The organism is Roseobacter sp. AzwK-3b (genome assembly GCF_000170875.1).
Lineage (GTDB): Bacteria > Pseudomonadota > Alphaproteobacteria > Rhodobacterales > Rhodobacteraceae > Roseovarius > Roseovarius litoreus.
Genome location: NZ_ABCR01000003.1, coordinates 15,100 through 41,017, shown reverse-complemented (window position 1 = coordinate 41,017; position 25,918 = coordinate 15,100). Strand labels below are relative to the sequence as shown.

22 protein-coding genes, 2 tRNA genes and 1 pseudogene are annotated in these 25,918 nt (G+C 62.1%); 9 read left to right on the top strand and 16 right to left on the bottom strand.

Annotated elements, in window-relative coordinates; genetic code table 11:
- Window positions 1–38: 38 nt before the first annotated feature.
- From RAZWK3B_RS06455 to fabI, 6 genes are all read right to left on the bottom strand, one after another.
- The gene (locus tag RAZWK3B_RS06455) at window positions 39–665 is read right to left on the bottom strand and encodes a rhodanese-like domain-containing protein (protein WP_007813397.1); all 627 of its coding nucleotides are present in this window, start codon (window positions 663–665) and stop codon (window positions 39–41) included.
- Between the two features lie 92 nt (window positions 666–757).
- The gene (gene trpE, locus RAZWK3B_RS06450) at window positions 758–2,272 is read right to left on the bottom strand and encodes an anthranilate synthase component I (RefSeq protein ID WP_007813395.1); all 1,515 of its coding nucleotides are present in this window, start codon (window positions 2,270–2,272) and stop codon (window positions 758–760) included.
- 12 nt (window positions 2,273–2,284) lie between these two features.
- Window positions 2,285–4,126 (bottom strand): SurA N-terminal domain-containing protein, encoded by a 1,842-nt coding sequence (locus tag RAZWK3B_RS06445; RefSeq protein WP_007813391.1) that lies wholly within the window; start codon window positions 4,124–4,126, stop codon window positions 2,285–2,287.
- 45 nt (window positions 4,127–4,171) lie between these two features.
- Window positions 4,172–5,377 carry an aminotransferase gene (locus tag RAZWK3B_RS06440; protein ID WP_007813389.1) on the bottom strand — a complete coding sequence of 402 codons (1,206 nt, stop codon included), beginning with the start codon at window positions 5,375–5,377 and terminating at the stop codon, window positions 4,172–4,174.
- Between the two features lie 19 nt (window positions 5,378–5,396).
- A complete protein-coding gene (gpt, locus tag RAZWK3B_RS06435; RefSeq protein ID WP_007813387.1) occupies window positions 5,397–5,897 on the bottom strand; it encodes a xanthine phosphoribosyltransferase in 501 nt (166 codons plus the stop codon).
- Window positions 5,898–5,980: 83 nt separating this feature from the next.
- Window positions 5,981–6,787 carry an enoyl-ACP reductase FabI gene (gene fabI / locus RAZWK3B_RS06430; RefSeq protein WP_007813386.1) on the bottom strand — a complete coding sequence of 269 codons (807 nt, stop codon included), beginning with the start codon at window positions 6,785–6,787 and terminating at the stop codon, window positions 5,981–5,983.
- 169 nt (window positions 6,788–6,956) lie between these two features.
- Between fabI and pdxH the strand changes: the two genes are divergently transcribed.
- The 6 genes and pseudogenes from pdxH (at window position 6,957) to RAZWK3B_RS06400 (ending at window position 14,547) form a co-directional block, all read left to right on the top strand.
- The gene (gene pdxH / locus RAZWK3B_RS06425) at window positions 6,957–7,562 is read left to right on the top strand and encodes a pyridoxamine 5'-phosphate oxidase (protein WP_037295280.1); all 606 of its coding nucleotides are present in this window, start codon (window positions 6,957–6,959) and stop codon (window positions 7,560–7,562) included.
- 123 nt (window positions 7,563–7,685) lie between these two features.
- On the top strand, window positions 7,686–8,219 hold the full coding sequence (locus RAZWK3B_RS06420) for a cold-shock protein (protein WP_037295224.1): 534 nt from the start codon (window positions 7,686–7,688) through the stop codon (window positions 8,217–8,219).
- Window positions 8,189–8,671: a DUF192 domain-containing protein gene (locus RAZWK3B_RS06415; protein WP_050774194.1), complete on the top strand. Its 483-nt coding sequence runs from the start codon at window positions 8,189–8,191 to the stop codon at window positions 8,669–8,671. The genes RAZWK3B_RS06420 and RAZWK3B_RS06415 overlap by 31 nt, the downstream gene beginning before the upstream one ends.
- Window positions 8,672–8,714: 43 nt before the next feature.
- A tRNA-Pro gene (locus tag RAZWK3B_RS06410) sits at window positions 8,715–8,791 on the top strand.
- Between the two features lie 616 nt (window positions 8,792–9,407).
- Window positions 9,408–13,096, top strand: a pseudogene (locus tag RAZWK3B_RS06405) (vitamin B12-dependent ribonucleotide reductase).
- 287 nt (window positions 13,097–13,383) lie between these two features.
- The gene (locus RAZWK3B_RS06400) at window positions 13,384–14,547 is read left to right on the top strand and encodes an iron-containing alcohol dehydrogenase (protein WP_007813372.1); all 1,164 of its coding nucleotides are present in this window, start codon (window positions 13,384–13,386) and stop codon (window positions 14,545–14,547) included.
- A 38-nt stretch (window positions 14,548–14,585) separates the two neighbouring features.
- Here RAZWK3B_RS06400 and ocd read toward each other — a convergent pair whose 3' ends face one another.
- Together ocd and rocF are read right to left on the bottom strand one after the other, a co-directional pair.
- Window positions 14,586–15,638: an ornithine cyclodeaminase gene (gene ocd / locus RAZWK3B_RS06395; RefSeq protein WP_037295223.1), complete on the bottom strand. Its 1,053-nt coding sequence runs from the start codon at window positions 15,636–15,638 to the stop codon at window positions 14,586–14,588.
- Window positions 15,639–15,651: 13 nt separating this feature from the next.
- Window positions 15,652–16,578 carry an arginase gene (gene rocF, locus RAZWK3B_RS06390; RefSeq protein WP_037295221.1) on the bottom strand — a complete coding sequence of 309 codons (927 nt, stop codon included), beginning with the start codon at window positions 16,576–16,578 and terminating at the stop codon, window positions 15,652–15,654.
- 119 nt (window positions 16,579–16,697) lie between these two features.
- Between rocF and RAZWK3B_RS06385 the strand changes: the two genes are divergently transcribed.
- Entirely contained in the window at window positions 16,698–17,126 is a 429-nt protein-coding gene (locus RAZWK3B_RS06385; protein WP_007813361.1) for an Lrp/AsnC family transcriptional regulator, read from the top strand.
- Window positions 17,127–17,240: 114 nt separating this feature from the next.
- Here the strand turns inward: RAZWK3B_RS06385 and RAZWK3B_RS06380 are convergent, their stop codons facing one another.
- Both RAZWK3B_RS06380 and RAZWK3B_RS06375 read right to left on the bottom strand, forming a co-directional pair.
- Window positions 17,241–17,702, bottom strand: coding sequence for a disulfide bond formation protein B (locus tag RAZWK3B_RS06380; protein ID WP_007813360.1), 462 nt, complete (start codon window positions 17,700–17,702; stop codon window positions 17,241–17,243).
- Complete coding sequence (locus RAZWK3B_RS06375) at window positions 17,702–18,280, bottom strand: YqaA family protein (RefSeq protein WP_007813357.1); 579 nt, start codon at window positions 18,278–18,280, stop codon at window positions 17,702–17,704. Before RAZWK3B_RS06375 ends, RAZWK3B_RS06380 begins: the two co-directional genes overlap by 1 nt.
- 128 nt (window positions 18,281–18,408) lie before the next feature.
- Between RAZWK3B_RS06375 and RAZWK3B_RS06370 the strand changes: the two genes are divergently transcribed.
- Window positions 18,409–18,492: transfer RNA gene (locus RAZWK3B_RS06370), tRNA-Leu, on the top strand.
- Window positions 18,493–18,770: 278 nt separating this feature from the next.
- On the opposite strand, the gene RAZWK3B_RS06365 is transcribed toward RAZWK3B_RS06370, so the two are convergent.
- The 6 genes from RAZWK3B_RS06365 to RAZWK3B_RS06340 all read right to left on the bottom strand — a co-directional run bounded on the left by RAZWK3B_RS06365 (window position 18,771) and on the right by RAZWK3B_RS06340 (window position 24,848).
- Window positions 18,771–20,297, bottom strand: coding sequence for a tripartite tricarboxylate transporter permease (locus RAZWK3B_RS06365; protein WP_007813354.1), 1,527 nt, complete (start codon window positions 20,295–20,297; stop codon window positions 18,771–18,773).
- Between the two features lie 4 nt (window positions 20,298–20,301).
- Entirely contained in the window at window positions 20,302–20,877 is a 576-nt protein-coding gene (locus tag RAZWK3B_RS06360) for a tripartite tricarboxylate transporter TctB family protein (RefSeq protein WP_198133259.1), read from the bottom strand.
- 94 nt (window positions 20,878–20,971) lie between these two features.
- Window positions 20,972–21,973, bottom strand: coding sequence for a tripartite tricarboxylate transporter substrate binding protein (locus RAZWK3B_RS06355; RefSeq protein ID WP_007813351.1), 1,002 nt, complete (start codon window positions 21,971–21,973; stop codon window positions 20,972–20,974).
- Window positions 21,974–22,090: 117 nt separating this feature from the next.
- Entirely contained in the window at window positions 22,091–22,858 is a 768-nt protein-coding gene (locus RAZWK3B_RS06350; protein ID WP_007813349.1) for an enoyl-CoA hydratase/isomerase family protein, read from the bottom strand.
- An 8-nt stretch (window positions 22,859–22,866) separates the two neighbouring features.
- A complete protein-coding gene (locus tag RAZWK3B_RS06345; protein ID WP_007813347.1) occupies window positions 22,867–24,015 on the bottom strand; it encodes a CaiB/BaiF CoA transferase family protein in 1,149 nt (382 codons plus the stop codon).
- Window positions 24,016–24,074: 59 nt separating this feature from the next.
- Window positions 24,075–24,848: an IclR family transcriptional regulator gene (locus RAZWK3B_RS06340; RefSeq protein ID WP_007813345.1), complete on the bottom strand. Its 774-nt coding sequence runs from the start codon at window positions 24,846–24,848 to the stop codon at window positions 24,075–24,077.
- 270 nt (window positions 24,849–25,118) lie between these two features.
- On the opposite strand from RAZWK3B_RS06340, the gene RAZWK3B_RS06335 reads away from it, so the two are divergent.
- Window positions 25,119–25,856 carry an MBL fold metallo-hydrolase gene (locus RAZWK3B_RS06335; protein ID WP_007813343.1) on the top strand — a complete coding sequence of 246 codons (738 nt, stop codon included), beginning with the start codon at window positions 25,119–25,121 and terminating at the stop codon, window positions 25,854–25,856.
- Window positions 25,857–25,918: the final 62 nt, after the last annotated feature.

Below are 25,918 nucleotides of genomic sequence, written 5' to 3'. Positions count from 1 at the left end.
ACGCCCTCATGCCCGAGCGCGCCATGGCTGGCAAGCGATCAGTTGGTGGCAGCACCTTGCGGCATCAGGTCGGCGCGGATCTTGTAGGTCCAGTCTCCGCCTGCATTTTTCCAGCCATTGACGCTTCGCGCCCCGGTCTCGGCCTTGTCGCCCTCGAACCCGTCGACCACCGTATAAAGCGGCGCGGTCACCCCGGCCTCGACCAGCGCATCGACAGCCGCCGCGCTGCGCGATCCTGACCGGCACATGATGAGCACCGCCGCCGGGTCCTTGTCTGCAAGAAAGGCCTTCATTTGCGGGACGAAATCGGGGTTGTCCATCATTCCGAAGATTTGCTTTTTCGCATTGTAGGGATGGTCCGGGTTCACCAGCTTGAAGGGCAGAAGGATATCCGTCGGCGTCGCATAGCCCACGAACATCGCCTCTTCGGGGCTGCGGACATCCACCAGCAGAACATCGTCGCGGGCGGCGACAGCGGCGATGGAATCGGCGGCTGTGACGTAAAGCCCGGTCTTGTTGATCTTCTTTTCAGGCAGCTCTGCCACGACAACGGAACTGGCGATGGTGGCAGCCGGGCTGTCGGCCCAGACGGGCAGGGCTGGGGTGGACAGCGCCACCGCCATGGCAAGGGCGGGAATGGTGAGGAAACGGGAAAAAACGGTCATTTGGCCTCCGATAAGATACATTCCGGGATGGGAATGTGAGGCCTGTCTAAAGGTGATCCGGCAGTGTAGCTTTGATCTGTATCAAGCGCGGTTCAAAGATTACCATCGCCGCTGAAGCGCGCGGCATCCGCCGCCGCCCGCCGGATGGCCCCGGATTTGTGCACCGTTTCCATATACTCCGCCTCGGGGTCGCTGTCATAGACGACACCGCCACCGGCTTGAATATAAAGCTTTTCATCCTTGACCACCGCGGTGCGCAGCGCGATGCAGACATCCATATCGCCCCCCGCACTGAAATAGCCCACGCCGCCGCCATAGACGCCGCGCTTTTCCGGCTCCAGCTCGTCGATGATCTGCATGGCGCGGACCTTGGGCGCGCCTGAGACCGTCCCCGCAGGCAACCCGGCCAGCAACGCCGACAGGGCATCCTGATCCTCGGCCAGCTCGCCCACCACGTTCGAGACGATATGCATCACGTGGCTGTAGCGTTCGATGATGAATTCCTCGGTCGGATGGACGGTGCCGATCCTTGCAACCCGGCCCACATCGTTGCGGCCCAGATCGAGCAGCATCAGATGTTCGGCAAGTTCCTTTGGATCGGACAAAAGATCCGCCTCGTTGGCGCGGTCCTCTTCGGGGGTGGCGCCGCGCGGGCGGGTGCCCGCGATCGGGCGGACGGTGACCTCGCCATCCATCACCCGCACGAGGATTTCCGGGCTGGCGCCCACCACCTGAAAGCCGCCGAAGTTGAAATAGAACATGAAGGGCGACGGGTTGGTGCGCCGCAGCGAGCGGTAGAGCGAGAAGGGAGGCTGGCGGAATTCCTGTGTCCAGCGCTGGCTGGGGACCACCTGAAAGATATCGCCTGCGCGGATGTAGTCCTTGGCCTTCTCCACCGCCTGCTTGTAGCCCTCATGGGTGAAGTTCGACACGGGCGCGCTGTCTTCGGGGGCCGCTTTACCCAGATCGCGGGCTTGCCGGGGCAGGGCGCGATCCAGATCGCGCACCGCATCCATCACCCGTTCGGCGGCCTGCGCGTAAGCCGCGCGCGCCGATTGCCCGTCTGCCGCCCATGCGGGCGCCACGACGATCACATCGCCCTTGACGCCATCGAGCACCGCCACCACCGAGGGACGGATCATCACGGCGTCGGGCAGGCCCAGTGGATCGGGGTTCACATCCGGCAAATGCTCGACCAGCCGGATCATGTCATAGCCAAGATAGCCGAAGAGCCCCGCGCTGGCCGCGGGCAGGTCCTCGGGCAGGTCGATCCGGCTTTCAGCGATCAGCGCTCGCAGATTTGTCAGGGGATCGCCCTGTTGATGCTCGAAACTGTCGGTGTCGTAGCGCGCCTGTCGGTTGATGCGGCTGGTGGTGCCATGGCATTGCCAGATCAGATCGGGTTTCATGCCGATGATCGAATAGCGCCCGCGCACCTCGCCGCCGGTCACCGATTCCAGTATGAAGGCATCGCGCGCCGCCCCCGTCAGCTTGAGCATCAACGACACAGGCGTGTCGAGATCGGCCGCAAGACGGGCATAGACAACCTGATTGCGCCCGGCTTCGAACCCAGTGGCGAATTCCTCAAAACTTGGTGTCAGCTCCACGAACCGCGCCCCTTACTGGAAAGTGCCGTGCACGGCGTTGATCGCCTGCTGATCGATTTCGATTTCGGCGCGGGTCCGGATGTCGGTTGCGAGCAGCTGGTAGAAATCCTGCGCCATGCTGGAGGCGGACTGGTCGCGAAGCGCGGTCCGAAGCCGGGCCAGTTCTTCGTTGTCGGAGGAAGGCGGGCGGACGGCGTCGAGCCGCAGGATGAACACGCGCGTAGTGCCTTCGATCAGGGCGATGCCGCCTTGCTCCATGTCGAAGACGGTCTCGATGAACTCAGTCGGGGTATCTGGTTGAAAGCCTTGCCGTGTCAGGTTTTGCGCATCGAGGGTGTCCAGACCCAGATCGGCAAAGTCTCGGCCGTTGCGAAGGTCGGCCACCAGCGGCTCGGCCTTTTCGGTCAGCGCCGCGACGGTGGCCTGCTGGCGCCAACCGGCAAGAACCGCATCGCGCACCTCGTCGAGCGGCTGGATTTCGGGGTCGACCACGCGGTCGAGGCGCATGGCGAAGATGCCGCCATCGCCAAGCTGTTCGACATCGGGAAAATCATCCTCGGTGATCGCCTGAGCGGCCTGCCGGAAGGCGTCATAGGCGCCGATCCCTTCGGTCACGCCGGGATGCCAGTCGATCTGGCCCTGTTCCATGTCGGTCTCGGCGGCCAGATCCTCGATCGTGGCGCCACCGGCCAGCAGATCGGCGATGCGGTCGATGCGGCTGTCGATGACGCGCCGGGCGCGGTCGGCGGCAAGCGTGTCGCGCAGAAGCGGTTCGGCCTCTTCGAAGGCGGTTTCCTGTGCGGACAGAATGGCGTTGATCCGGAAGAGCGCCGGCCCGAGATCGGTTTCGACCGGGCCGACCACGTCACCGGCCTGGGCTGCGAAGACAACCTCTGCGGCGGTGCCCAGATCCTCGCGGGCGACATCGCCCAGATCCACGTCGACCAGATCGAGACCGCGTTGCGCCACGAGGGTTTCGAAGTCTGTGCTGCCATCGTTGATTCCGGCAATCGCTGTTTCAGCCGTGCCCGTGTCCGCAAAGGCCAGACGCTCGACAAGGCGGCGCTCGGGCTGGTTGAATTCGTCTATGCGCTCTTCATAGGCGTCGCGCAGGGATTGTTCTTCCACCTCGACCGTGTCGATGATCATCTCGGGCGTGAGCCAGGCATAGGTGAGCCGCTTGGTTTCAGGTGTCGTGAAGCTGGGCAGGTTGCCTTGATGATAGCTGCGCAGGTCTTCCTCGGTCGGGGTTGGCAATCCGGTGTCGAGATCGGCGCGCTCGAGCACGGCCCAGGTGACATCGCGCTCCTCGCCCAGATAGGTCAGCAGGGTCTCGAAATAGGCGTCGGGCACGGTCACACCGGCCATCACGGCGCTTTGCACGAGGGCGCGGGCGGTTTCCTCGCGCATGTCGTCTTCGAACTCGGCTTCGGTCAGCCCGATCCGGTCCAGCGTGAAGGCATAGGCCTCGCGGTCGAAATTGCCGTCGATCCCCTGGAATGCCGGGATGCCGAGGATCTGCTGGCGCAGATTGTCGTCACCGATCGAGACCCCCAGCCGGGTCGCCTCGTGATCGAAGGAGGCGGTGGTGACAAGCTGTGCCAGCACCTGATCGGGGATGCCCATCTCGCGGGCCTGCTGGAACGAAATGGCCCCGCCACGTTCGGCTTCGCGGGCGCGGATTTCGTTCTGTAGGGCGCGGGCATAGTCGTTCGTGCGGATTTCTGCGGTGCCGACGCGGGCGACAGTGCCGAATGCGCCACCCAGATTGGTCGCGCCAAAGCCCGCCAGACCGATGATGAGAAGACCCATCAGGATCCAGACAAACGTTCTCGATATGCCCTTGGCTGCCATGCGGCCCCCTCGTGAAATGGCTTGATACTCGTGGTTCGGACCTGTCTACGCGCTGTCCGTGGCAGGGGCAAGAGGCCAGCCCAGTGACGCCAGACGGTCGAACAGCACCCCGATCCGGGGCCGGTCCACATTGGCGAAGGCCACGCGCATCTGCCGCGCGCCTGCGGCGGACCCTTCGGGCTGGAACATCGTGCCGGGCAAGAGCAGAATGCCCGCCTCGCGCACGAGTTTCGGGGCCACTTCATTGGATGGCAGCGCGAAAGGGTGTTCGAGATAGGCGAAATATGCACCACACCCCATCAAGCGCCATCCGGCCTCGCGCAGCTTGGGCATGTTGTCATGGATCGCGGTGCGGCGGTCCAGGATCTCGGCCCGTTCCCCCGCCAGCCATTGCGACAGGTTGCGCATCCCCCAAAGCGCTGCGATCTGGCCCAGCTGGTTGGGGCATATGGTGACTGCATCGAGGAATTTCTCGACCTCGGCCAGTCGCGCGGCTCCGGTGACCATCGCGCCGACCCGGTGTCCGGTCAGCCGGTAGGCCTTGGAAAAGGAATAGAGATGGATCAGCGTGTCGCCCCAGTCGGGATCGGCAAACAGATCATGCGGCGCACCGGGGCGCGCGTCGAAATCGCGATAGGTTTCGTCGATGATGAGCGCGATGCCGCGCGATTTGGCCAATTCTAAGAAGGCACGCACCAGATCGGCGGGATACTCCACGCCGCCGGGATTGTTCGGGGTGACCAGCACGATGGCGCGGGTACGATCGGTGACCAGACGTGCGGCCTCGTCGGGATCTGGCAGCAGTTCGGCATCTGTGGCCAGTGGGACCGTTTGCACGCCGCTGATATCCAGCCACATCTTGTGATTGAAGTACCAAGGCGTCGGAAGGATGACTTCGTCGCCATCGGTGCAGAGCGTCGCGATGCTGGCGCAGAACGCCTCATTGCACCCCGAGGTGATCGCGACCTGTCGCGAGCTGACATCGCCGCCATAGGAGGTGGACCACTGTGCGGCCAGTTCGGCGCGCAACTCGGGATTGCCCAGAACCGGCCCGTAAAGATGCGCCTGAGGGTCTGACATCGCGGCCTCGGCAATCACCTGGCGCAAGGCTTCGGGGGGCACATCCACAGGGGCTGCCTGACTGACATTGATCAGCGGGCGATCCTCGGGGAATGTGACGCCGTCCAGCCAGCGCCGCGCTTCCATCACCGGAGGGGCAAAGGTAGTGGCGGTACGGGGCAGGCGCATCATCTGTGTCTCCGATAGGGGGTCAGGCGCCGCGATAGGGCTCGACATATTGAAGGGCCATGTCCCAGGGGAAGAAGATCCAGGTGTCCTGGCTGACTTCGGTCACGAAGGTATCGACCATGTCGCGCCCCATGGGTTTGGCATAGACGGTCGCCACATGGGCCTTGGGCATCCGCTCGCGCACCACCTTGAGGGTGCGCCCGGTATCGACCAGATCATCGACGATCAGCACGCCCTCACCGTCACCGACAAGATCCATGTCGGGCGATTTGATGACTTGGGCTTCGGACTGGGTCTGATGGTTGTAGGATTTCACGCTGATCGTATCGACGGTGCGAATGTCCAGCTCGCGGGCGACGATCATCGCAGGGGCCATGCCGCCGCGGGTGATTGCGATCACGGCGCGCCATTCTCCGCCCGCCGGTGCGACATCCTGCAGCCGCCACGCCAGTGCGCGCGCATCACGGTGCAATTGATCCCAGCTGACGTGGAAGCCTTTTTCATGGGGCAGGCGGTCTGTCATGGGGTGGTCCTTGGTGTCTTGCGGCAGGGGGCGCCGTGATCCGCAGGCTGGCACGGTCAACGGCAGGCCCAGACGAGCCGGTGTCAGGTCTTGTCGATATCGGGCGCGTCCACCGCCTTCATGCCGACGACGTGATAGCCCGCGTCGACATGCAGGACTTCGCCAGTGGTGCCGCTGCCCAGATCGCTGAGCAGGTAGAGCGCGGATTTGCCCACATCCTCGATGGTCACGTTGCGCCGCAGCGGCGAGTTCAGCTCGTTCCATTTCAGGATATAGCGGAAATCGCCGATGCCGCTGGCGGCAAGCGTCTTGATCGGACCGGCGCTGATCGCGTTGACGCGGATGCCGTCCTTGCCCAGATCCTCGGCCAGATACATCACGCTGGCCTCGAGAGCGGCCTTGGCGACGCCCATCACGTTGTAATGCGGCATCACCTGCTCGGCGCCATAATAGGTAAGCGTCAGCATAGAGCCGCCTTCGTTCATCATCTTTTCGGCGCGCTGCGCGATGGCGGTGAAGGAATAGACCGAAATGTCCATCGTGTTCAGGAAATTCGCCCGGCTGGTATCGACGTAGCGCCCGCGCAATTCGGTCTTGTCGGAAAAGCCGATGGCATGCACGACGAAATCCAGCTTGCCCCATCGGGCTTCGAGATCCGAGAAAAGCGCATCGACCGTGTCCATGTCGCCGACATCGCAGGGCAGAACGATGGATGAGCCAAGCTGTTCGGCCAAGGGACCCACGCGCTTCTTTAGCGCCTCACCCTGATAGGAGAAGGCAAGCTCGGCGCCGGCATCGGCGCAGGCCTTGGCGATTCCCCAAGCGATGGACTTGTCGTTCGCAAGACCCATGATGAGACCGCGCTTGCCCGCCATCAGTTGATTTGACATTTCTTGCCCCCAGCCCAGCTTTCGTTCTGCTGTTCCCTTTAGGCGATCGCCGATGGGGCATCAAGCGAAACGCGCCCGCGTCGCGCGCGCTTCAAGACCAAGGAACACTTGCCTGATGGCGGGCGACGAGCTAGGCGCCGGCATGAGACACGCAAATGGAAAACAGGACATGACCGACAGAACAGGCATTTTCGCCGGGGATGATCCCTTCGTCATCGCACAGCATTGGCTGGAAGAGGCCGAACAGAGCGAGATCAACGACCCCAATGCCGTGGCGCTGGCCACGGTGGACGCGACCGGGCTTCCCAATGTGCGCATGGTGCTGCTCAAGGAGATCGGTCCCGACAGCTTCTGGTTCTACACCAATTACAACAGCGCCAAGGGGCACGAGCTTGAGCAATCCGGCAAGGCCGCCATGGTGCTGCACTGGAAATCGCTGCGCCGGCAGTTGCGCATTCGCGGCACCGTGACCCGCGAGGATGGGCCCGAGGCGGATGCCTATTACGCGTCGCGATCGCTCAAGAGCCGTTTGGGGGCCTGGGCCTCGCGGCAGTCGGAGCCTTTGGAATCGCGCACGGCATTGATGGCGAAGGTCGCCAAAATCACCGCCCAAAAGGGACCGAATCCCGAGCGCCCGCCGTTTTGGGGCGGTTTTCGTCTGTCGCCTGTAGAAATCGAATTCTGGGCAGATGGCGCATTTCGACTGCATGACAGGTTTGTCTGGCGACGCGAAGACCCTGAAAATGAATGGGAAATTCACCGTCTCAACCCTTGATATTCACGTGACGCAAAATGCAAGGCGCTGATAAAAATGGATTTTCAGCTTGAAACTCAGTGCTGATGTATCGCAAGACTCTAGGCAGTCTTGGGGGATTAAGACTGTTTGGGTAGGAAAGAAGTGACCAAGGAAAATGAATTCACTCGTAGGATAAAAGGACGTGTTAAGTGGTTTGACCCTGTAAAGGGCTTTGGTTTTGTTGTCGCCGATGAAGGCGGTCCTGATATTCTTTTACATGCCAATGTGTTGCGCAACTTCGGCCAAAGTTCTGTTGCCGACCGCGCAGGCGTTGAAATCGACGTACAAGATACGGAAAGAGGGATTCAGGCGGTTGAGGTTCATTCAATCGAGCCGCCTGATGACATGGAAGGCACCGGTCTGGCCGATCTCGATGAGATCGATCCCGAGGTGATGCGCTCGGCTCCATTGGAGCCGGCGAGAGTGAAATGGTTCGATAAGGGTAAGGGCTTCGGTTTTGCCAATACGTTCGGCCGTGACGAGGATGTCTTCGTGCATGTCGAGGTTCTGCGTCGCTCGGGTCTGGCAGATTTGCAGCCGGGTGAAGCGCTTGCCATGCGTGTGATCGAAGGCAAACGTGGCCGTATGGCCACTGAGGTGTGTGGATGGGAAATGGCCGTAAAGGAACCGCGCTAAGCGCTTTGGTTCTGATTGTCTGTCTGGGCCTGCCGGCCTGGGCATCCGAGTGTCGGCAAGACCAGGTCAATCTCAGGGGGTCCTGGGGCGAGGCACGTTTCTCCGTCGAAGTGGCGGATGACGATGCCGAACGTGCTCAGGGCCTCATGAATCGCGAAAGCATGCCTCGCAGTGCGGGCATGCTGTTCGTGTATCCTGCGCCGAAACGGGTGGGATTCTGGATGAAGAACACCCTGATCCCGCTGGATATCATCTTCATGGACAATACCGGCATGGTGCAACATGTGCATCACCAAGCACAGCCGGGGGATCTGCGCCCGAAATTTGGCGGCGATAACATCCAGTATGTGCTTGAGATCAATGGGGGCCTTTCGAGGCAGATGGGGATCGCGCGCGGTACTCAGTTGCGGCATCCCGCAATCGCCCAAGATCGCGCGGCATGGTCCTGTTAGGCCTTTTCAATCCTGATCTGGCAGAGTAGACACGCACACGGTCCGGGGCGTAGCGCAGTCTGGTAGCGCACCTGTTTTGGGTACAGGGGGTCGTGAGTTCGAATCTCGCCGCCCCGACCACTTCTCCACATTGATGATTGCCGCCATGATGGCTCGCCGATTCTGTGCGGGCCGTGGCATTTTTGCCCCGTGATGCGCTGCCTATGGTGGGATGCCCAGGAAGTGACCACTACATGTAGTGGACGGGCAGGCGCAGTGTTTTTGCCTGTCCGACGCAATGGAGTGCGTTCGTTCGTAGTGGGGGTCGTTAGGATCGCACCTCAAATCCGGGCTATAACCCTCTAAAAACACGCCGCTTTCGACAATGCCGGGGTGCCGTCGTGGCCGCGCGGCACAGCAGCAACGAGGCGCGGGTGAATCACATCGCGTAGCCCGGTCCAAACCGCCGGTTGCAGGTCAATGAAATTTTTAGGTCCAAACTGGTAAAAATTCCGTTGACCGCCCCCCTCTGTATACGTCACTTTGTATGGGCCGACGCTGAAGCCACAAGATATAGTGTGCGGCGGTCGGTCAGGGACAGAACCCCATCAGATACCCGACGTGATCGGGACAACAAACCTGTACGGCGTTGCGCCGTGCCGGAGCGGGGGACGTTTCTGCCGAGTGACACGGCCCGACGGGGCTGCGGGATCGGACGACTTTGACGTGAAACGCTGAATTATGGGGCAGCAAGAACATGAAGATAGAAAGAAAGTTCACCAAAGCAGGGCAGGACGCTTACGCCGAGCTGGATTTCGTGACCACCAGCTCGGAAATCCGCAATCCGGATGGCACGACCGTTTTCAAGCTGGATAACGTCGAGGTGCCTTCGCGTTGGAGTCAGGTGGCCAGCGACGTCATCGCACAGAAATATTTCCGCAAGGCCGGCGTTCCTGTCAAAGTGAAGCGCGTCAAGGAAAAGGGCGTTCCCAAGTTCCTGTGGCGCTCGGTTCCGGCGGATGACAACACTGGATTCGAAGGCGAAACCAGCGCCAAGCAGGTGTTCGACCGTTTGGCCGGCGCTTGGGCCTATTGGGGCTGGAAAGGTGGATATTTCACCACTGAGGAAGATGCGCGCGCCTATTTCGACGAGATGCGTTACATGCTGGCCCGCCAGATGGCGGCGCCCAACAGCCCGCAGTGGTTCAACACCGGACTGCACTGGGCCTATGGCATCGACGGCCCCAGCCAGGGTCATTACTACGTGGATTACCAGACGGGCGAACTGACCAAATCGAGCAGCGCCTATGAGCACCCGCAGCCTCATGCGTGTTTCATCCAGTCGGTCGCCGATGATCTGGTGGGCGATGGCGGCATCATGGATCTGTGGGTGCGCGAGGCGCGCCTGTTCAAATACGGCTCGGGCACTGGCACCAACTTCTCCAGCTTGCGCGCCGCGGGTGAAAAACTGTCGGGCGGTGGCAAGTCGTCGGGCCTGATGGGCTTTCTGAAGATCGGCGACCGCGCGGCGGGCGCAATCAAGTCGGGCGGCACCACGCGCCGGGCGGCCAAGATGGTGATCTGCGACGCGGACCACCCCGACATCGAAGAGTTCATCAACTGGAAGGTGCGCGAAGAGCAGAAAGTGGCGTCGATCGTCGCGGGCTCCAAGATGCACGAGCAGAAGCTGAACGAGATCTTCACAGCGATTCGCGAATGGGACGGCAGCAGCGAAGACGCTGTTGACCCCAAGAAGAACCCTAGCCTGAAGGCTGCGATCCGCAGCGCCAAGCAGGTGCAGATCCCCGAAACCTATGTCAAGCGCGTGCTGGATTACGCCAAGCAGGGCTATGTCAGCATCGAGTTCCCGACCTATGATACCGATTGGGACAGCGAGGCCTATGCGAGCGTATCGGGCCAGAACTCGAACAACTCGATCCGGGTGACCGATGCGTTCCTCGAAGCGGTGCGCAAGGACGAGGACTGGGCGCTGATCAACCGCACCGATGGCGGCGTCGCCAAGACCATCAAGGCGCGCGATCTTTGGGAGCAGGTGGGCCATGCGGCATGGGCCTGCGCCGATCCGGGCATCCAGTATCACGACACCGTCAATGCGTGGCATACCTGCCCCGAGGATGGTGCGATCCGTGGCTCGAACCCGTGTTCCGAATACATGTTCCTTGACGACACGGCCTGCAACCTTGCGTCGATGAACCTTCTGCAATTCTTCCACAATGGCGCGTTCGATGCGGAAAGCTATGTCCACGCCACCCGGCTGTGGACCGTGACGCTGGAAATCTCGGTGATGATGGCGCAATTCCCGTCCAAGGAAATCGCGCAGCTCAGCTACGAGTTCCGGACACTCGGGCTTGGTTATGCCAATATCGGCGGCCTGCTGATGAATATGGGCCTTGGCTATGACAGCGACGAAGGCCGCGCGATGTGCGGTGCACTGACCGCGCTTATGACGGGCGTATCCTATGCCACCTCGGCCGAGATGGCGGGCGAGCTTGGTGCCTTTGCGGGCTATGAGCGTAACCGCGAACATATGCTCCGGGTCATCCGCAACCACCGCAACGCGGCCTATGGCAATTCGGACGGGTACGAGGCGCTGGCGATCAAACCGCTGCCCCTTGACCAGAAGAACTGCCCGGATGCGCGGCTGGTGGATTTGGCGATGGCCAGCTGGGACGAGGCGCTGCGCCTTGGTGAAAAGCACGGCTATCGCAATGCGCAAGCCACCGTCATCGCGCCCACCGGCACGATCGGCCTGGTGATGGATTGCGACACCACCGGGATCGAGCCGGACTTCGCGCTGGTCAAGTTCAAGAAGCTGGCCGGGGGTGGTTATTTCAAGATTATCAACCACTCGGTGCCTGCGGCGCTTGAAAAGTTGGGCTATGGGTCGGCGCAAATCGAAGAGATTGTCAGCTATGCTGTCGGTCATGGCACGATTGGCAATGCGCCGGGGATCAACCATACCTCGCTTGTGGGGCATGGGTTTGGCCCGAACGAGCTGCAGAAGGTCGATGCCGCCCTTGGCAGCGCCTTCGATATCCGCTTCGTGTTCAACCAGTGGACGCTTGGCGCAGAATTCTGCACCAATGTTCTGGGCATTCCGGCGGAGAAACTCAACGATCCGACCTTCGACATGCTCGCGCATCTGGGCTATTCGAAAGCCGATATCGACGCGGCCAACGATCACGTCTGCGGGACGATGACCCTGGAAGGTGCACCGCATCTGAAAGAAGAGCATCTGACCGTCTTCGACTGCGCCAATCCCTGCGGCAAGAAGGGCAAGCGTTATCTGAGCGTGGACAGCCACATCTACATGATGGCCGCGGCACAGAGCTTCATCTCGGGGGCCATCTCTAAGACGATCAACATGCCCAACGACGCCACGATCGAGGATTGCCAGAAGGCCTATGAGTTGAGCTGGTCGCTCGGGGTGAAAGCCAATGCGCTTTACCGCGACGGCTCGAAACTCAGCCAGCCGCTCGCCGCAAGCCTTGTCGAGGATGACGAGGACGCCGCCGAGATCCTTGAAAACGGCTCGGCACAGGAAAAGGCCGCCGTTCTGGCCGAGAAGATCGTCGAGAAGGTCATCGTCAAGGAGATCATCAGATCGCATCGCCAGAAAATGCCGGAACGCCGCAAGGGCTATACCCAGAAGGCGATCGTGGGCGGGCACAAGGTGTATCTGCGCACCGGCGAATACGAGGATGGCAACTTGGCGAAATCTTCATCGACATGCACAAGGAAGGCGCCGGCTTCCGCGCGATGATGAACAACTTCGCCATCGCGGTGTCGGTTGGCCTGCAATATGGTGTGCCGCTGGAAGAGTTCGTTGATGCCTTCACCTTCACCAAGTTCGAGCCGGCAGGCATGGTGCAGGGCAATGACAGCATCAAGAATGCCACATCGATCCTCGACTACATCTTCCGGGAACTGGCGGTCAGCTATCTGGACCGCACGGACCTCGCGCATGTGAAGCCGCAGGGCGCGTCCTTCGACGATCTGGGACGCGGCGAGGAAGAGGGCGTGTCCAATGTCAGCGAGATGAGCGATGCCGCCGCCTCGCGGTCGCTGGAGGTGCTCAAGCAGATCAGCTCGACGGGCTATCTGCGCAAACGTCTGCCGCAGGAGTTGGTGGTGCTGAACGGCGGACAGGCCGGGGCCATGGCCTATCAGACATCGGGCGATCCGGTGCAGACCTTGCAGACCCCGGTGCCCGAAACCTCCACAGCACGGGCTGCGATGGCGTCCACCACGACCACCATGACGGCGACCTATGCGACAGGGTCGGTGTCGATGGATGCGGCGTCCAAAGCGCGGATGCAGGGCTATGAGGGCGAAGCCTGCGGGGAATGCGGCAACTACACGCTGGTGCGCAACGGCACCTGCATGAAGTGCAACACCTGCGGCTCCACCTCGGGCTGTAGCTAAGGAGATCGCGCCCCCGACGGGGGGCGCGTGGACAGCACGGGGCCGGGTGGTCCTGTGAGGTCACAGAAACAGGGTGGGGGCGAACCAGCTTCGACTCATCGTGTTCCGGGGCGAGTGCGCTCGTCCCCGACGCGGATCAGGCCGCAGGCAGAAACCGGGCGGTACAAAGAGTGAGCCTGATCTCGTGAACCTCAGGGGCGCCATGCTGGCGCCCCTTTTTTCTTGCGCGCATCGGCCAGCAGACGCTTTTCTGCGCGCTAACCCTGTGACAGACAGGATCACGCACCATGAAAAGGACCATCACCATGACGCTTGCCGCTTTCTCGTTCCTGTCGCCGGGGGAAATCCTGTTTGGGCGGGGCATGGCGCAACAGGCGGCGTCGCGGATCGCGCAGCGGGCTGATCGCGTCTTGCTGGTGCATGGGGCCGCTGCCGACCGTGTCGCGTGGTTGCGCAATGATCTGGCCGCATCTGGCGTTCAGGTCGAGGGGTTTGCCGTTCCCCAAGAGCCCGATGTCGTCCTGATCGAGGCGGGGGTGGCCGCAGCGCGCAGATGCGGCGCGCGCGTGATCGTCGCCTGTGGCGGTGGATCTGTAATCGATGCGGGCAAGGCCATCGCGGCGTTGGTGCCTGCGACACGGCCCATGCTCGAGCATCTCGAGGTGGTCGGGCAGGGCCTTCCGCTGGATCATGCGCCCTTGCCCTTCGTCGCGATTCCCACAACGGCCGGAACTGGGGCCGAGGTGACGAAGAATGCGGTGATTGCCGTGCCGGAGGCGCGGCGCAAGGTGTCGCTGCGTGATCCGCGCATGATCGCGGATGTGGCGATTGTCGATCCGGCTCTGACAGATGGCACGCCATGGGCCGTGACCCTTGCCAGTGGACTGGACGCCGTAACGCAGGTGATCGAGCCCTATGTCAGCCCCAAGGCCAATGCCCTGACCGATGCGCTCTGCCGGGATGCCATTCCGCGTGGTCTGCAGGCCCTCTGCCGTCTGCAGGAGGGGGAGTCCTCGGAGGCGCGTGACGCGATGGCATTGGTCAGTCTTTACGGCGGCTTGGCGCTGGCGAACGCGGCGCTTGGGGCGGTGCATGGGCTGGCCGGGCCGATCGGTGGGATGTCCGGGGCGCCGCATGGTGCGGTCTGCGGGCGATTGCTGCCCTTCGTTCTGGAGTGCAATGCCGAGCGTGCGACGGGGGATGCAAGCGGGCGTCTGGCGCAAGTGTCGGAATGGATCGCCGATGCCTTGGGCGGCACCGCCGATCAGGCGCCCCATCGGCTTGTCCACTGGGCCGAGGCCGCGGGTCTTCCCGGCCTTGCGGCAATGGGCGTTCGGGCAGCGGATCACAAGGATCTGGCGCAGGCAGCGGTTGGGTCCTCGTCGATGAAGGGCAATCCGGTGCCGTTGGAGGTGGCGGATCTGGTGGCGCTGATGAGGGATGCGGCCTGAAGCGTTCCGCCTTTGATCTGAGCATAAGCGAAACGCGTTCAGGGGGCCGCGCGCTGCAGCATCCCGAACAGATCATGCGGATCATCGGGGTCGGCCAGTAGATCCAGCTCCATGTAAAGATCGGTCCCCTTGATCGCGTCCCGCAGATAGCGCAGGGCGCTGAAATCCTCGATGGCGAAGCCGACGCTGTCGAAAAGCGTGATCTGCCCGGTGCTGGTGCGCCCCGGTTTGCGGCCCGCGATGACCTCCCAGATCTGCGTGACGGGGTGATCGCAGGGCAATTGCTGGATTTCGCCCTCGATCCGGGTCTGGTCGGGATATTCCACGAAGATGTCGCTGCGTAGAAGGACGGCGGGGGCCAGTTCCGTCTTGCCGGGACAGTCGCCGCCGATCGCGTTGATATGGACACCGGCGCCGACCATGTTGTCGGTCAGGATCGTCGCGTATTGCTTGTCGGCGGTGCAGGTGGTGATGATCTGCGCGCCTTCGATCGCGGCTTCGGCGCTGTTGCACACATGAACATCTAGCCCCAAGCCTTTGAGATTGTTTGCTGCTTTGTGTGTCGCGGCGGGGTCGATATCCCACAGGCGCACCGATCTGAGGCCGCAGATCGCCTTCATGGCGAGGCTTTGGAATTCTGACTGCGCACCATTGCCGATCATCGCCATCGTGTCTGCGCCTTTCGGCGCAAGGTGCCGCGCCACCATCGCCGAGGTGGCTGCGGTGCGCAGCGCGGTGAGGATCGTCATCTCGCTTAAAAGCACAGGGTAGCCATTGCCGACATCCGCCAGAAGACCGAAGGCGGTGACGGTCTGCAGCCCCTGACGGGTGTTGCCGGGGTGGCCGTTGACATATTTGAACCCATAGACCTCGCCGTCGGAGGTGGGCATCAGTTCGATCACACCTTGGGCGGAATGGCTGGCGACACGGGGGGTCTTGTCGAAAAGCTCCCATCGGCGGAAATCCTGTTCGATATAGTCGGCCAGACCGCGCAGCATCGGCTCGATGCCGATGTGATGAACAAGCTTCATCATCGCCTCGACCGAGACGAAGGGCACTAGAGCTTTGGCTGAAGGTGCAGAATGTGTCATGGTTTTTTTCCTTTTATCCAAAGGCTTGTGTCTGGCGGTCAAAGACGCGGCGACCAAGGGCCGAGGCCACGAGATCGACCATCACCTGTGCCGTGCGGCCGCGCTCGTCGAGAAACGGATTGAGCTCCACAAGGTCCAGAGAGCTCATCAACCCGCTGTCGCAGATCATCTCCATGACCAGATGCGCCTCGCGGATGGTGGCGCCGCCGGGGACGGTGGTGCCGACGGCGGGGGCGAAGCCGGGGTCCAGAAAATCCACGTCGAACGAGACATGCAGCGCGCCATTTGCCTGCGCGACCGTGTCGAGGAAGGCGGCGAGGGGGCGGGCGATGCCGGTCTCATCGATGTCGCGCATATCGTGACGGCGGATGCCGGAGGCTTGCAGCATGTCACGTTCCGCCGCATCCACCGAGCGCAGGCCGAGGATGCAAATATGGTCCTCGGGGACCGGGGGCTGCACCCGTGGGAAACCGGAAAATCCTTTTTTTCCCGTGGCATAGGCGAGGGGGGTGCCATGCAGGTTCCCGGAGGTCGAACTTGACGGTGTGTGAAAATCACTATGGGCGTCGAGCCAGAGCACGAATTGGGGTTTGCCCTGTGCGGCGGCGTGGCGGGCCATGCCGGGGACTGACCCCAAGGACAGGCTGTGATCGCCGCCAAGGAAGATCGGCAGGTCATCTGCGGAGATGGATTCTATTGCGTTTGCAATGGCTTGCGCCCAAGACTTCGTTTGGTGCGGGGCGTGGATATGGGCCGGCATGTCGCAGGGTTCAGCGACAGGCCGCGGGGAGAGGTTACCAAGGTCGGTGACATGGTGGCCGAGGCCTGTCAGGGCATCGTGCAAACCGGCGATGCGGAGGGCGTCGGGGCCCATGAGGCAGCCTTGGCGGCGTTTGCCGCTATCCACCGGGGCGCCGATCAGAACGCAGTTTCGAGGCATGGTACGGAAAATCCCATATAAAGACTTGGGAAATATTTCGCCGATATGGGTTGATTTACAGCGGTCAAATTGCACATTTAGATGGTATAATCTCCGAAATGACAGCCGGAACGGACGATATGGACGAAACGGATCGCAAGTTGATTTCGGCGCTGCGGCATGATGCGCGGGCGTCCTTGTCGGATCTGGCGATGATGCTGGGGGTGTCGCGGACCACGGTGCGGGGGCGGATCGAGCGGTTGAAAGCCTCGGGGGAGATCCTTGGTTTTTCAGTCGTCCTGAAGGCGGATACCGCCAGAGACCCGGTGCGAGGGCTGATGATGATCGGGATCGAAGGTCGCGGCACGGATAGAATAATACGTCAGATCAATGGGTTGAGCGCGGTTCGGGCGGTGCATACCACGAATGGGCGATGGGATCTGATTGTTGAGATCGGGACCGAGACGCTGGAAGGGTTCGACGCGATTCTGGGGCAAATCCGGAGATTTGACGGGATTGCCAGCTCGGAAACCAGCCTTTTGCTCAACACCCGCAAATCCGGCAACTGATCGGGGGGCGATGTGTAGGATTTGTACGAAACCTACACGCGATTGGGACGAACCGGGATCCGTTTGGCGCAATTTGTGTCCATCTTGTACACAACGCGGCCCGGCAGACCCAAATCAGGCCCGGCGGAAGGCCATGATCCAGCAGGCGACAAGCGCCAGTGAGGCGAGCGTGTTCCAACTGGCCATGGAGAGGCCGAACATCTGCCAGGGCACCTCGTCGCAGCGCACGAGGGGGGCGGCCATGATCTGCGCGAAGAGGTCATCGGCACTCATCCCCGAGGCGCCACCGGCAGAGCAGGAGGCCGGGCCTTCCCACCAGTCCCGCTCGACCCCGGTGTGATAAAAACCGATGGCGGCGGTGGTGAGGGCGGCGAGCGCGCCAAGCAGCGTCAGCGCCGCAATCGGCACCAGCAGGGCTGCCGCGCCGATGCCGATAGCGGCCCAATGGGGATAGCGCTGCCAGTAGCACAGTTTGCAGGGGGGCATGTCACCGAGATACTGAAAGCCGAGGGCGCCCAGCATCAGCGCCGCCGACCCGCCCGCCGCGAGCAGGATCCATATGCGGCGCGACGGCATCACAGGTGCCGCACCAGATAGAAGCCGCCAAACAGCAGCGCTATGAAAAGGATGGCCATCAGGCCCAGACGCCGCTCGATGAAATCGCGGATCGGCGCGCCGTATTTCCACAGCAGGGCGGCGACGAGAAAGAACCGAAGGCCCCGCGCGAGAATCGAGGTGGCGATGAAGGTGACCAGCGGCATCCCGGTCCAGCCGGACATGATGGTGATGACCTTATAGGGAAACGGCGTGATCCCGGCGGTCAGCACCGCCCAGAAGCCGAAATCGTTGAAGCGGGTGTTGAACTCGGTCATGGCGTCGCCCTTGCCGAGCGATTCGAGGATCGGCTGGCCCACCTGTTCATAGGCGAGCGCGCCGATCGCATAGCCCAGGATCCCGCCGAGTACGGAACTGACAAGGGCGACCAGAGCGATCAGCCATGCCCGAGAGGGCCGCGCCAGGATCATCGGGATCATGAGCACATCCGGCGGGATCGGGAAGACCGAGCTTTCCACGAAAGACACCGCCGCCAGCACCCAAAGTGCGCGGGGGTGGTCGGACATGCGGATCGTCCAGTCATAAAGCCGTCTGAGCATGATGGGGCATCCTGTTGCCGGGGTGAGGGCGTCTGAGCATGCAGGGGCCGGGCGGTCAAGCACGAGTTGTGCAAATTTCCGTCAGTGGCTCTGGACGAGGGCGCGAGGCTTGGGTAGACGGATACTGTGCCCAAGTGGCGGAACGGTAGACGCAGGGGATTCAAAATCCCCCGCCGCAAGGCGTGTGGGTTCGAATCCCACCTTGGGCACCATCCGAAATCCGCATTGTCCTGATGTGTCCACATGCGTCCGCTTTTTATGGGTGGGACGCTGTTGCTTGTCTTTTTCCGGGATGGCGTGCGGGGAGGGAGTTGCGCAGACCTGTACGCATCAATCACGCATGTGCGAAAAAGTGGGCTGCGATCCGGCGCGGGCGGGACTCGCGTTTTCCGAAATGGAACACTCCCGGCGGTGAGGCCGGGAGTGTTTTGTGTTTGGCTCGTGTCATGCCCGGGCCTAGTGTGGCTGCGGGCCGTACGCGTGTGTGGCGTCAGATCTCGATGGGTTGCGTCTTGCGCCCTTGTCGCCATTCGCTGACGACGCTGACCACGAGCATGACGATCGACAAGATCAGCAGGGTTGCCGCAATCGGACGCTGGAAGAATTCCAGGACCTGATAATCGAGCAACTGCATCGATTTGGCAAAGGCCGACTCGCCGATGCCTCCGAGGATGAGGCCGAGCACGACGCCTGCCGCGGAATAGCCGGTGGTCCGAAGCATGTAGCCGATCACACCGGCCAGGAACATCACCCACACGTCGATGAACAGGTTGCGCAGCGCATAAGAGCCGATGATCGCCAGCACGAGAATGCCCGGTGCGAGCCACCGGAAGGGCACCCGAAGAATGTGAACCACGGTCTTGGTCTGCAGCCAGCCCAGGAAGATGATGAGGATATTGGCCCAGAACATCGCCGCGAAGGTGACCCAGACAAGATCGCCCGACGTGATAAAGATCAGCGGACCCGGCTCCATGCCATGGATCTGGAAGATGCCCATGATCATGGCCGTGAGCGCCCCGCCCGGCAGGCCGAGCGCCAGAAGCGGGATCATGGCCGCGCCGGTCGCCGCGTTGTTGGCGGTTTCGGAGGCCACGACGCCTTCCATCTCGCCCTTGCCGAAATTGGCCCGGTTCTTGGACCATTGCCTGGCCTGACTGTAGCCGAGGAAGGCTGCGAGCGTGGCGCCGATCCCCGGAAGGACACCGGCGAACATGCCGATCAGCGTGGAGCGCAGGATCGTCCAGCGCACTGCCACGAATTCGGCGATGGTGGGGAATTCGATATTCGCCTTGGGGCGTTTGCGTTCGCCCTTGGAGATGGCGATCGCTTGTCCCAGAACTTCGGAGACCGCAAAGAAGCCGAGGATCATCGGGATGAAATGCACGCCTGCGGAGAGGTAGTAGGATTGATACTCCATCCCGAGGATGTTGCCGTTGCTGAAGCGCGGCGTTCCACCGATCGGATCGGTTCCGACGGCGGCGATCATCAGGCCCGCGAAGACCGACAGCCAGCCTTTCCACAGCGTCTTGGCGCCGATCGAGGCCGAAACCGTGAGGCCGAAGATGATGAGCGCAAAGATCTCGGGCGGACCGAAGGCACGCACGGCGAAAGAGGCCACGACCCCGGTAAAGAGCATCATCACCACCGCCGAGGCGGTCCCGCCGATGGCCGAACAACTCACCGCCGCGCCGATGGCCTTGCCGGCCTGCCCGTTGAGTGTCATCGGGTAGCCATCAAGGCAGGTGGGCGCGTTTTCGGGGGCGCCGGGGATATTGAACAGGATCGCCGTTATGGCGCCGCCGAACACGCCTGCGCAATAGATGACCGAAAAGAGCATGATCGCGTTGTCGGGGCTCATCGCGACCGTGAAGGGCAGGAGCACCGCCCCCAAGGTCAGCATGTTGACGCCGGGAATGGCGCCGAACAGCATCCCGCCGATCAGGCCGAGGAAAAAGATCATCACCGAGGTGCCGCTGCCGAAGAGCGTCAGTGTGCCCTGAATGAACTGCTCGAGCATCAAATTACCTTCCCATGCGTGCGAACTCGATGATCGCGATATTGATGTTGTAGAAAATGCCCTCGGCCCCGACGGGCAGGGCGACATAGAAGTAGCGGGTGAAGACGATGAGCATCAGCCCGTAGACCACCGCCAGAACCAGCACGAGCGGCTTGATCCGGCGCACACCGAGCAGCAACAGAAGGCCCAGGATGAACAGGGGCAGCGACACGTAAGCGCCGATGCGTGGCGTGGCATAGAGGAACACGAAGGGCCAGCAGAAGATCGCGATGCGATGGATCCAGTCGCGGGCGGGCATATTCAGCGAGATCTGTGCGCTCTCCTCGAAGGGCAGGCCGGAGCGCAGCGTATGCACCTGCAACACAAGCTGGAATGTCGCGCCTGCGAGGGCCGCAAGCGCGATGACGCGTGGCCAGCCTGCGGCGCCGAAATTGTAGTTTTCGATATGGTTCTCGAAATACGTGGTCTGCTGATAGTAGATCCCGATCAGCACGGCCCAAAAGCACCATTCCGCGATGAAACGCATGTAGCGCGACGATGATGGAGCCGGTGCTTGGGCGGCTTGGTCTGAGTGACTCATCTGGCTTTATCTCCCGAGGCGAACGGCGGCTGGCAAAGGCGGGTGCTGGCCCGGAGTGGCGCGCACTCCGGACCTGCATTGCGAGGCGCCTGCCTTATTGGATCAGGCCGATTTCCTTGTAGATCGTCCGGTAGCTTTCGATGGTCTTGGCGATGAGCTCTTTGGAGCCTTCGCTGTCGCGGAAGCTGTCGATCAGGTTCATGTACTTGGATTCGTTGAACGCGGCGTAGCCTTCGTTGGCGAAACCGACCTTGCAGACATTCTCGAGATATTCCACCCGGTCGGGGGCCGTTCCTGCCTTCACGTAAAAGCCGCGGAAGCGGGTAAGAGGGTCGAAATCGGCACCGACTTCGCGGTGCGTTGGCACGTCGGCGAAGGCTGCGGGACGCTCGTTCAGAATGGTCAAGATCGGTTTCATCTGACCGGCATCAAGGAAGCTGCGGACGTCGCCGGGCTGCTCGAACAGCACGTCGACCTGTGCGCCGATCAGCGAGCCATAGGTTTCCGCGGGCTTGTCGAATGTCACCTGACGCAGATCGAGGCCCAGAGCCGAGGAAAGCTGCCGCATCGTCACCAGCTCCATCGAGCCGACCTTACCCAGAAGGCCCATCGACAGCTCGCCCGGTTTTTCCTGGGCATAGGCCAAGAAGCTCTCCCAGTCGGTGTAGCGGTCTTCTTCGGGACGGATATAAATCTGGCTGAAGGTGATCTGCGTGGTGCAGAGCGGAATCCAGTCTTCTGCTGGGTTCTCGCGGATATCGCCCTTGGCATAGGCGGCCACGGCGGTGTCGATATGCTGCATGATGGTATGCCCATCCGCAGGTGCGATCATGAAGTCGGGAATCGCGGCCGTTCCACCGCCGCCGGGCTTGTTGACGATCTGGAATGTCAGGTCGGTTTCTTCCTCGACCGCCTTGACCATGGCGCGCGACAGCTGGTCGGAGCCGCCTCCGGCGCCATAGGGCACAATCACGGTCAAGGGACGGTTGCCGTAGCCTGCGGGCTTGTCCAGTTTGATCTCTTCTGCGATGGCGGCTGTGCTCATCAGGGCGGCGAACGTGCCGGATATGGCGAATTTCAACAAGGTCTTGGTCATGGTGTCTCCTCCTTCGTTGCGTGGCGGGCAGCGCCCGTCACCTGTGCTCCTCCTCCGGGGCAGTCTCGACATCGTCGGGCCTCACGCCCGAGCGATGTGTCTGCGGTCGCGGCTGTGTCACCCTGCAGGGGATGCCGCGGGTTTCTCTTTGCTTTTGGCCTCCATCCGTCGTCGATAGGCGAGAATGCGATCCTTGAGGCCGGGTCGTCCGGCGGTTCGGACCACTGCCGCGAGGTCGAGATCATCGGTGTCGGGGCTTGTGAGCCGGAGCATGTCGCGGGTGGCGCCGTCAGGCAGGCTGCGGGCGCGGGCGGCGAGGCGGTCGATCAGCGCGGGCCAGTCGGCGGGCTCGGCGATGTCCGTGGCCAGCCCAAGCGAGACGGCTTCCGGGGCGGACACGGCGCGGGTGTCGATCAGCATGTCGCGCGCGCCGTCCATACCGATCAGCTGCGCCAGCCGCCTTGTGCCGAGCGCCAGCTCGAAATTCCAGCCGGGCATACGGAACCTGGTGTCCTGGGTCGCGATGCGCTTCCAGCAGGCGGCGAAAAGGTCCGCGCCTGCGCCGACCACCTGGCCCTGGGCCAGGGCAAGGGTGGGGAAGGGCGCCTTGTGCACCTTCTGCAACAGCATCTCGATCCGCACGAAGCGCCACAGAAGATCCCCGTCGCTCATGTCTTCGAGACCGGAGAGATCGAAGCCCGCGCAGAAATTCCTGCCATTGCCCCGGAGGACCGCGAGGCGCACGCCTTGTGCAGTGTCGAGCGTGTCGATCATCTGCTCGACGACATCGGGCGCCAGCGCGTTCGCCTTGGTCGGAGTGTCGAACGTGAGGGTGAGCACATCCTCGTGCTGATCGACCAGAAGTTTGGGGGCGGGAGCGGTCATCGGTTGTTCTATGCCTCGCCGCTGGCTGTCAGTTGGGCCAGTATTTCGTCGGTATGCTCGCCAAGGGCCGGGGGTCTGCGGGTGACCGACTGCGCCGCGTCGTTGATGCGCAAGACCGGGCCGAAGGTCTGGGTGTTCACGCCGTTGGGCAGCTCGATCTGCTGCACCCAGCCCATATGCGCCACTTGTGGGTCCTGCAGAACTTCGGGATAGGTGTTGATCGGGCTGCAGGGAACGCCCGCCTCGCTGAAGGCCGCGATCCAATGCGCGATGGGTTTCGTGCGGAAGATCGCCTCGAGCAGATCGCGCAGCGTGTCCTGATTTTGTGCGCGGGTTGTGGGGTCGATGAAGCGGGGATCTTGTTCAAGATCTTCGCGCCCCACGACGCGGCAGACCGAGGCCCAGAGGCCGTTATTGCCCGCCGCCATGCCGAAATGGCCATCCTCGGCCTCGAACGCCTGATAGGGGGCGTTGCGCGGATGGGCCGATCCCAGCTTGCGGGGGGCTTTGCCGGTGCCGAAGAATTCGCTGGTCTGGAGGGCCGAGACCCCAAGCGTCGCCCCCAGCATGGAAACGTCGATATGCTGGCCTTTGCCGGTGTTTGCGCGGGCATTGAGGGCCGCGGCGATCCCATAGGCCCCGTAAAGCCCGGAGACGAAATCGCACAGGGGCACGCCGCATTTCACGGGCGCGCCGCCCGGTTCGCCGGTGACGCTCATCACGCCGCTCATGGCCTGCATGGTGAGATCGAAGCCGCCTTCCTTGGACCGGGGACCGGTTTGACCGAAGGCGGAGATCGAGCAATAGATGAGGCCGGGGTTCAGCGCGGACATGGTGGCGTAATCGAGGCCGTTGCGCTGCATCACGCCGGGGCGGAAATTTTCGAGCACCACATCCGCGCCAAGGATCAACCGGCGCGCGTGGGCAATGTCGTCCGCATCCTTCAGGTTCAGGCAGATCGAGCGTTTGCCGCGATTGACCGAGGCGAAATTTTCGCTGTAGCCGTCGCTGAGCGGCGGCCATGTGCGCATCGCATCGCCGGTCGGACGCTCGACCTTTATAACATCGGCGCCCATGTCAGCCAGCAGCATCCCGCAAAAGGGGCCGGCCGCGATTTCGCAAAACTCGATGACTTTGATGCCATTCAGTGAGGACATGGTCTGGTTCAATCCTTGATATTTGAGGGATCAGTCGGGTGTCGGCGCGCGGCGGAGGGTCATTGCACGGCCCCCAGCCGGTCCCAGAGGTCGGCGGTGCAGCCCAGTTGCAGGGAAATGTCGCGGCCCGCCGCGACCAGTTCGGGCGCGTAGCGTTCGATCTCGCCCGCCCCGAGACGGCTTGCGGGCGCCGAGATGCCGATGGCCGATACGACCACGCCACTGCGGTCCGCGATGGGTGAGGCAAGGCCGATCACGTCCGAGCGCCATTCGCCGGTGTTGAGCGCGTAGCGCCGGAGCCGGGCCTCGGAGCATTGCGCCAGAAAGGTTTCCACGTCCGTGACGGTGCTCGGCGTGCATTTTTCGACGCTGTCATAGACCTGCCGGATCTCGGTCTCGGGGAGGTAGGCCATCATGATCTTGCCGGTGGCGGTGCAATAGGCGGGCGCACGGCCACCGAGTTGCGTGTAGGCGCGCACGGGTTCCTTGCTTTCGATCTTGTCGAGATAGATGACCTCGCCGTGTTCGTATTGAGACAGGTGCACCGCTTCCTTGGTGAGCGTCGAGAGGCGCCGCATGGTGGGCTGTGCCACGTCGCGCAAGACGATGCGCGACACGATTCTGCTGCCGAACTCCCACATTCTGAGCGTCGCGATATAGCCCGCGCCGTCGGTTTTCTGGACGTAATCGAGCGCGATGAGGGTCTGCAGAAGACGATGGACGTTGCTTTTGCCCAGGCCCAGCCGACCTGCCAGATCGGTCACGCCGAGTGGCTGGTCGCTTTGGGCGAGGATCTCCAGAAGGGAGAAGGCTTTGACGACGGTCGAGTCCATGAATCGTCCCGTTATTTGGAATTGCAGCCTGAATAGCAGAACATTTTGGATGGGGCAAATGTATTCTGATATTCAGTACAGTGTTCCAATATGTGGAATATTGAGGGATTGGAAGAGTTCGGTCGCTGTCGGTGGAGGGGCGGTTTTTGTTTATTTCATATAAACAACTGCTTGCGGGTGTTTCTTCAGGCGGTCTTCTGGCCGTCAATTGACACTCAAACGATCTGGAGCTTGTATTCCGCCGGGGCGAGACACTGGAAAAGGCACCAGATGCAGATCACATTCGTAGGGACGGGCGACGCTTTCGGCAGTGGGGGACGCTTCAATACATGCTTCCATGTGGCCACCGAAGAGACCCGTTTTCTGATTGATTGCGGGGCGTCGTCGATGATTGCGCTCAAGGCCATGCAGATCGACCGCGCCGCGATCGACACCATATTCATCACCCATTTTCACGGGGATCATTTCGGCGGGCTGCCGTATTTCATGCTGGATGCGCAGTTTTTCGCCAAGCGCCGGGCGCCGCTGACCATTGTCGGCCCCGAAGGTCTGCAAAAGGCGTTCGTGCAGGTGATGGAAACGGCCTTTGCGGGCTCGAGCGGTACGGTGCCGAAATTCGACCTGCAGCTGATCGAGCTGCAACCGGGAGAGCCGCTTGTGATCGGGTCCGTGACGGTCAAGGCGGCGCGGGTGCGGCATGGTCCCGTGGACGGGCCATTCCTGGCATATCGCTTTGAGGTGGAGGGCAAGCGCCTTGCCTATACCGGCGATACCGAATGGGTGGATACGCTCTATGATGTGTGCAGCGATGCGGATTGTCTGATTGCCGAGGCGTATTTCTTTGAAAAGAAAGTGCCTTTCCATCTCGATCTCGTGACGCTCGGGTCGCATCTTCCGCGTCTGGCGCCAAAACGCCTGATCCTGACCCATATGAACGAGGACATGCTGTCACGCGATCTTGCTGGGCAGTTCGAAAAAGCGGAAGACGGGTTGGTGATCTCGCTCTGACTGTCGCGGCAAGCGGCACTTTTACGTCACCGGAGAAGCACCGCTCACACAGGCGGCAGGCG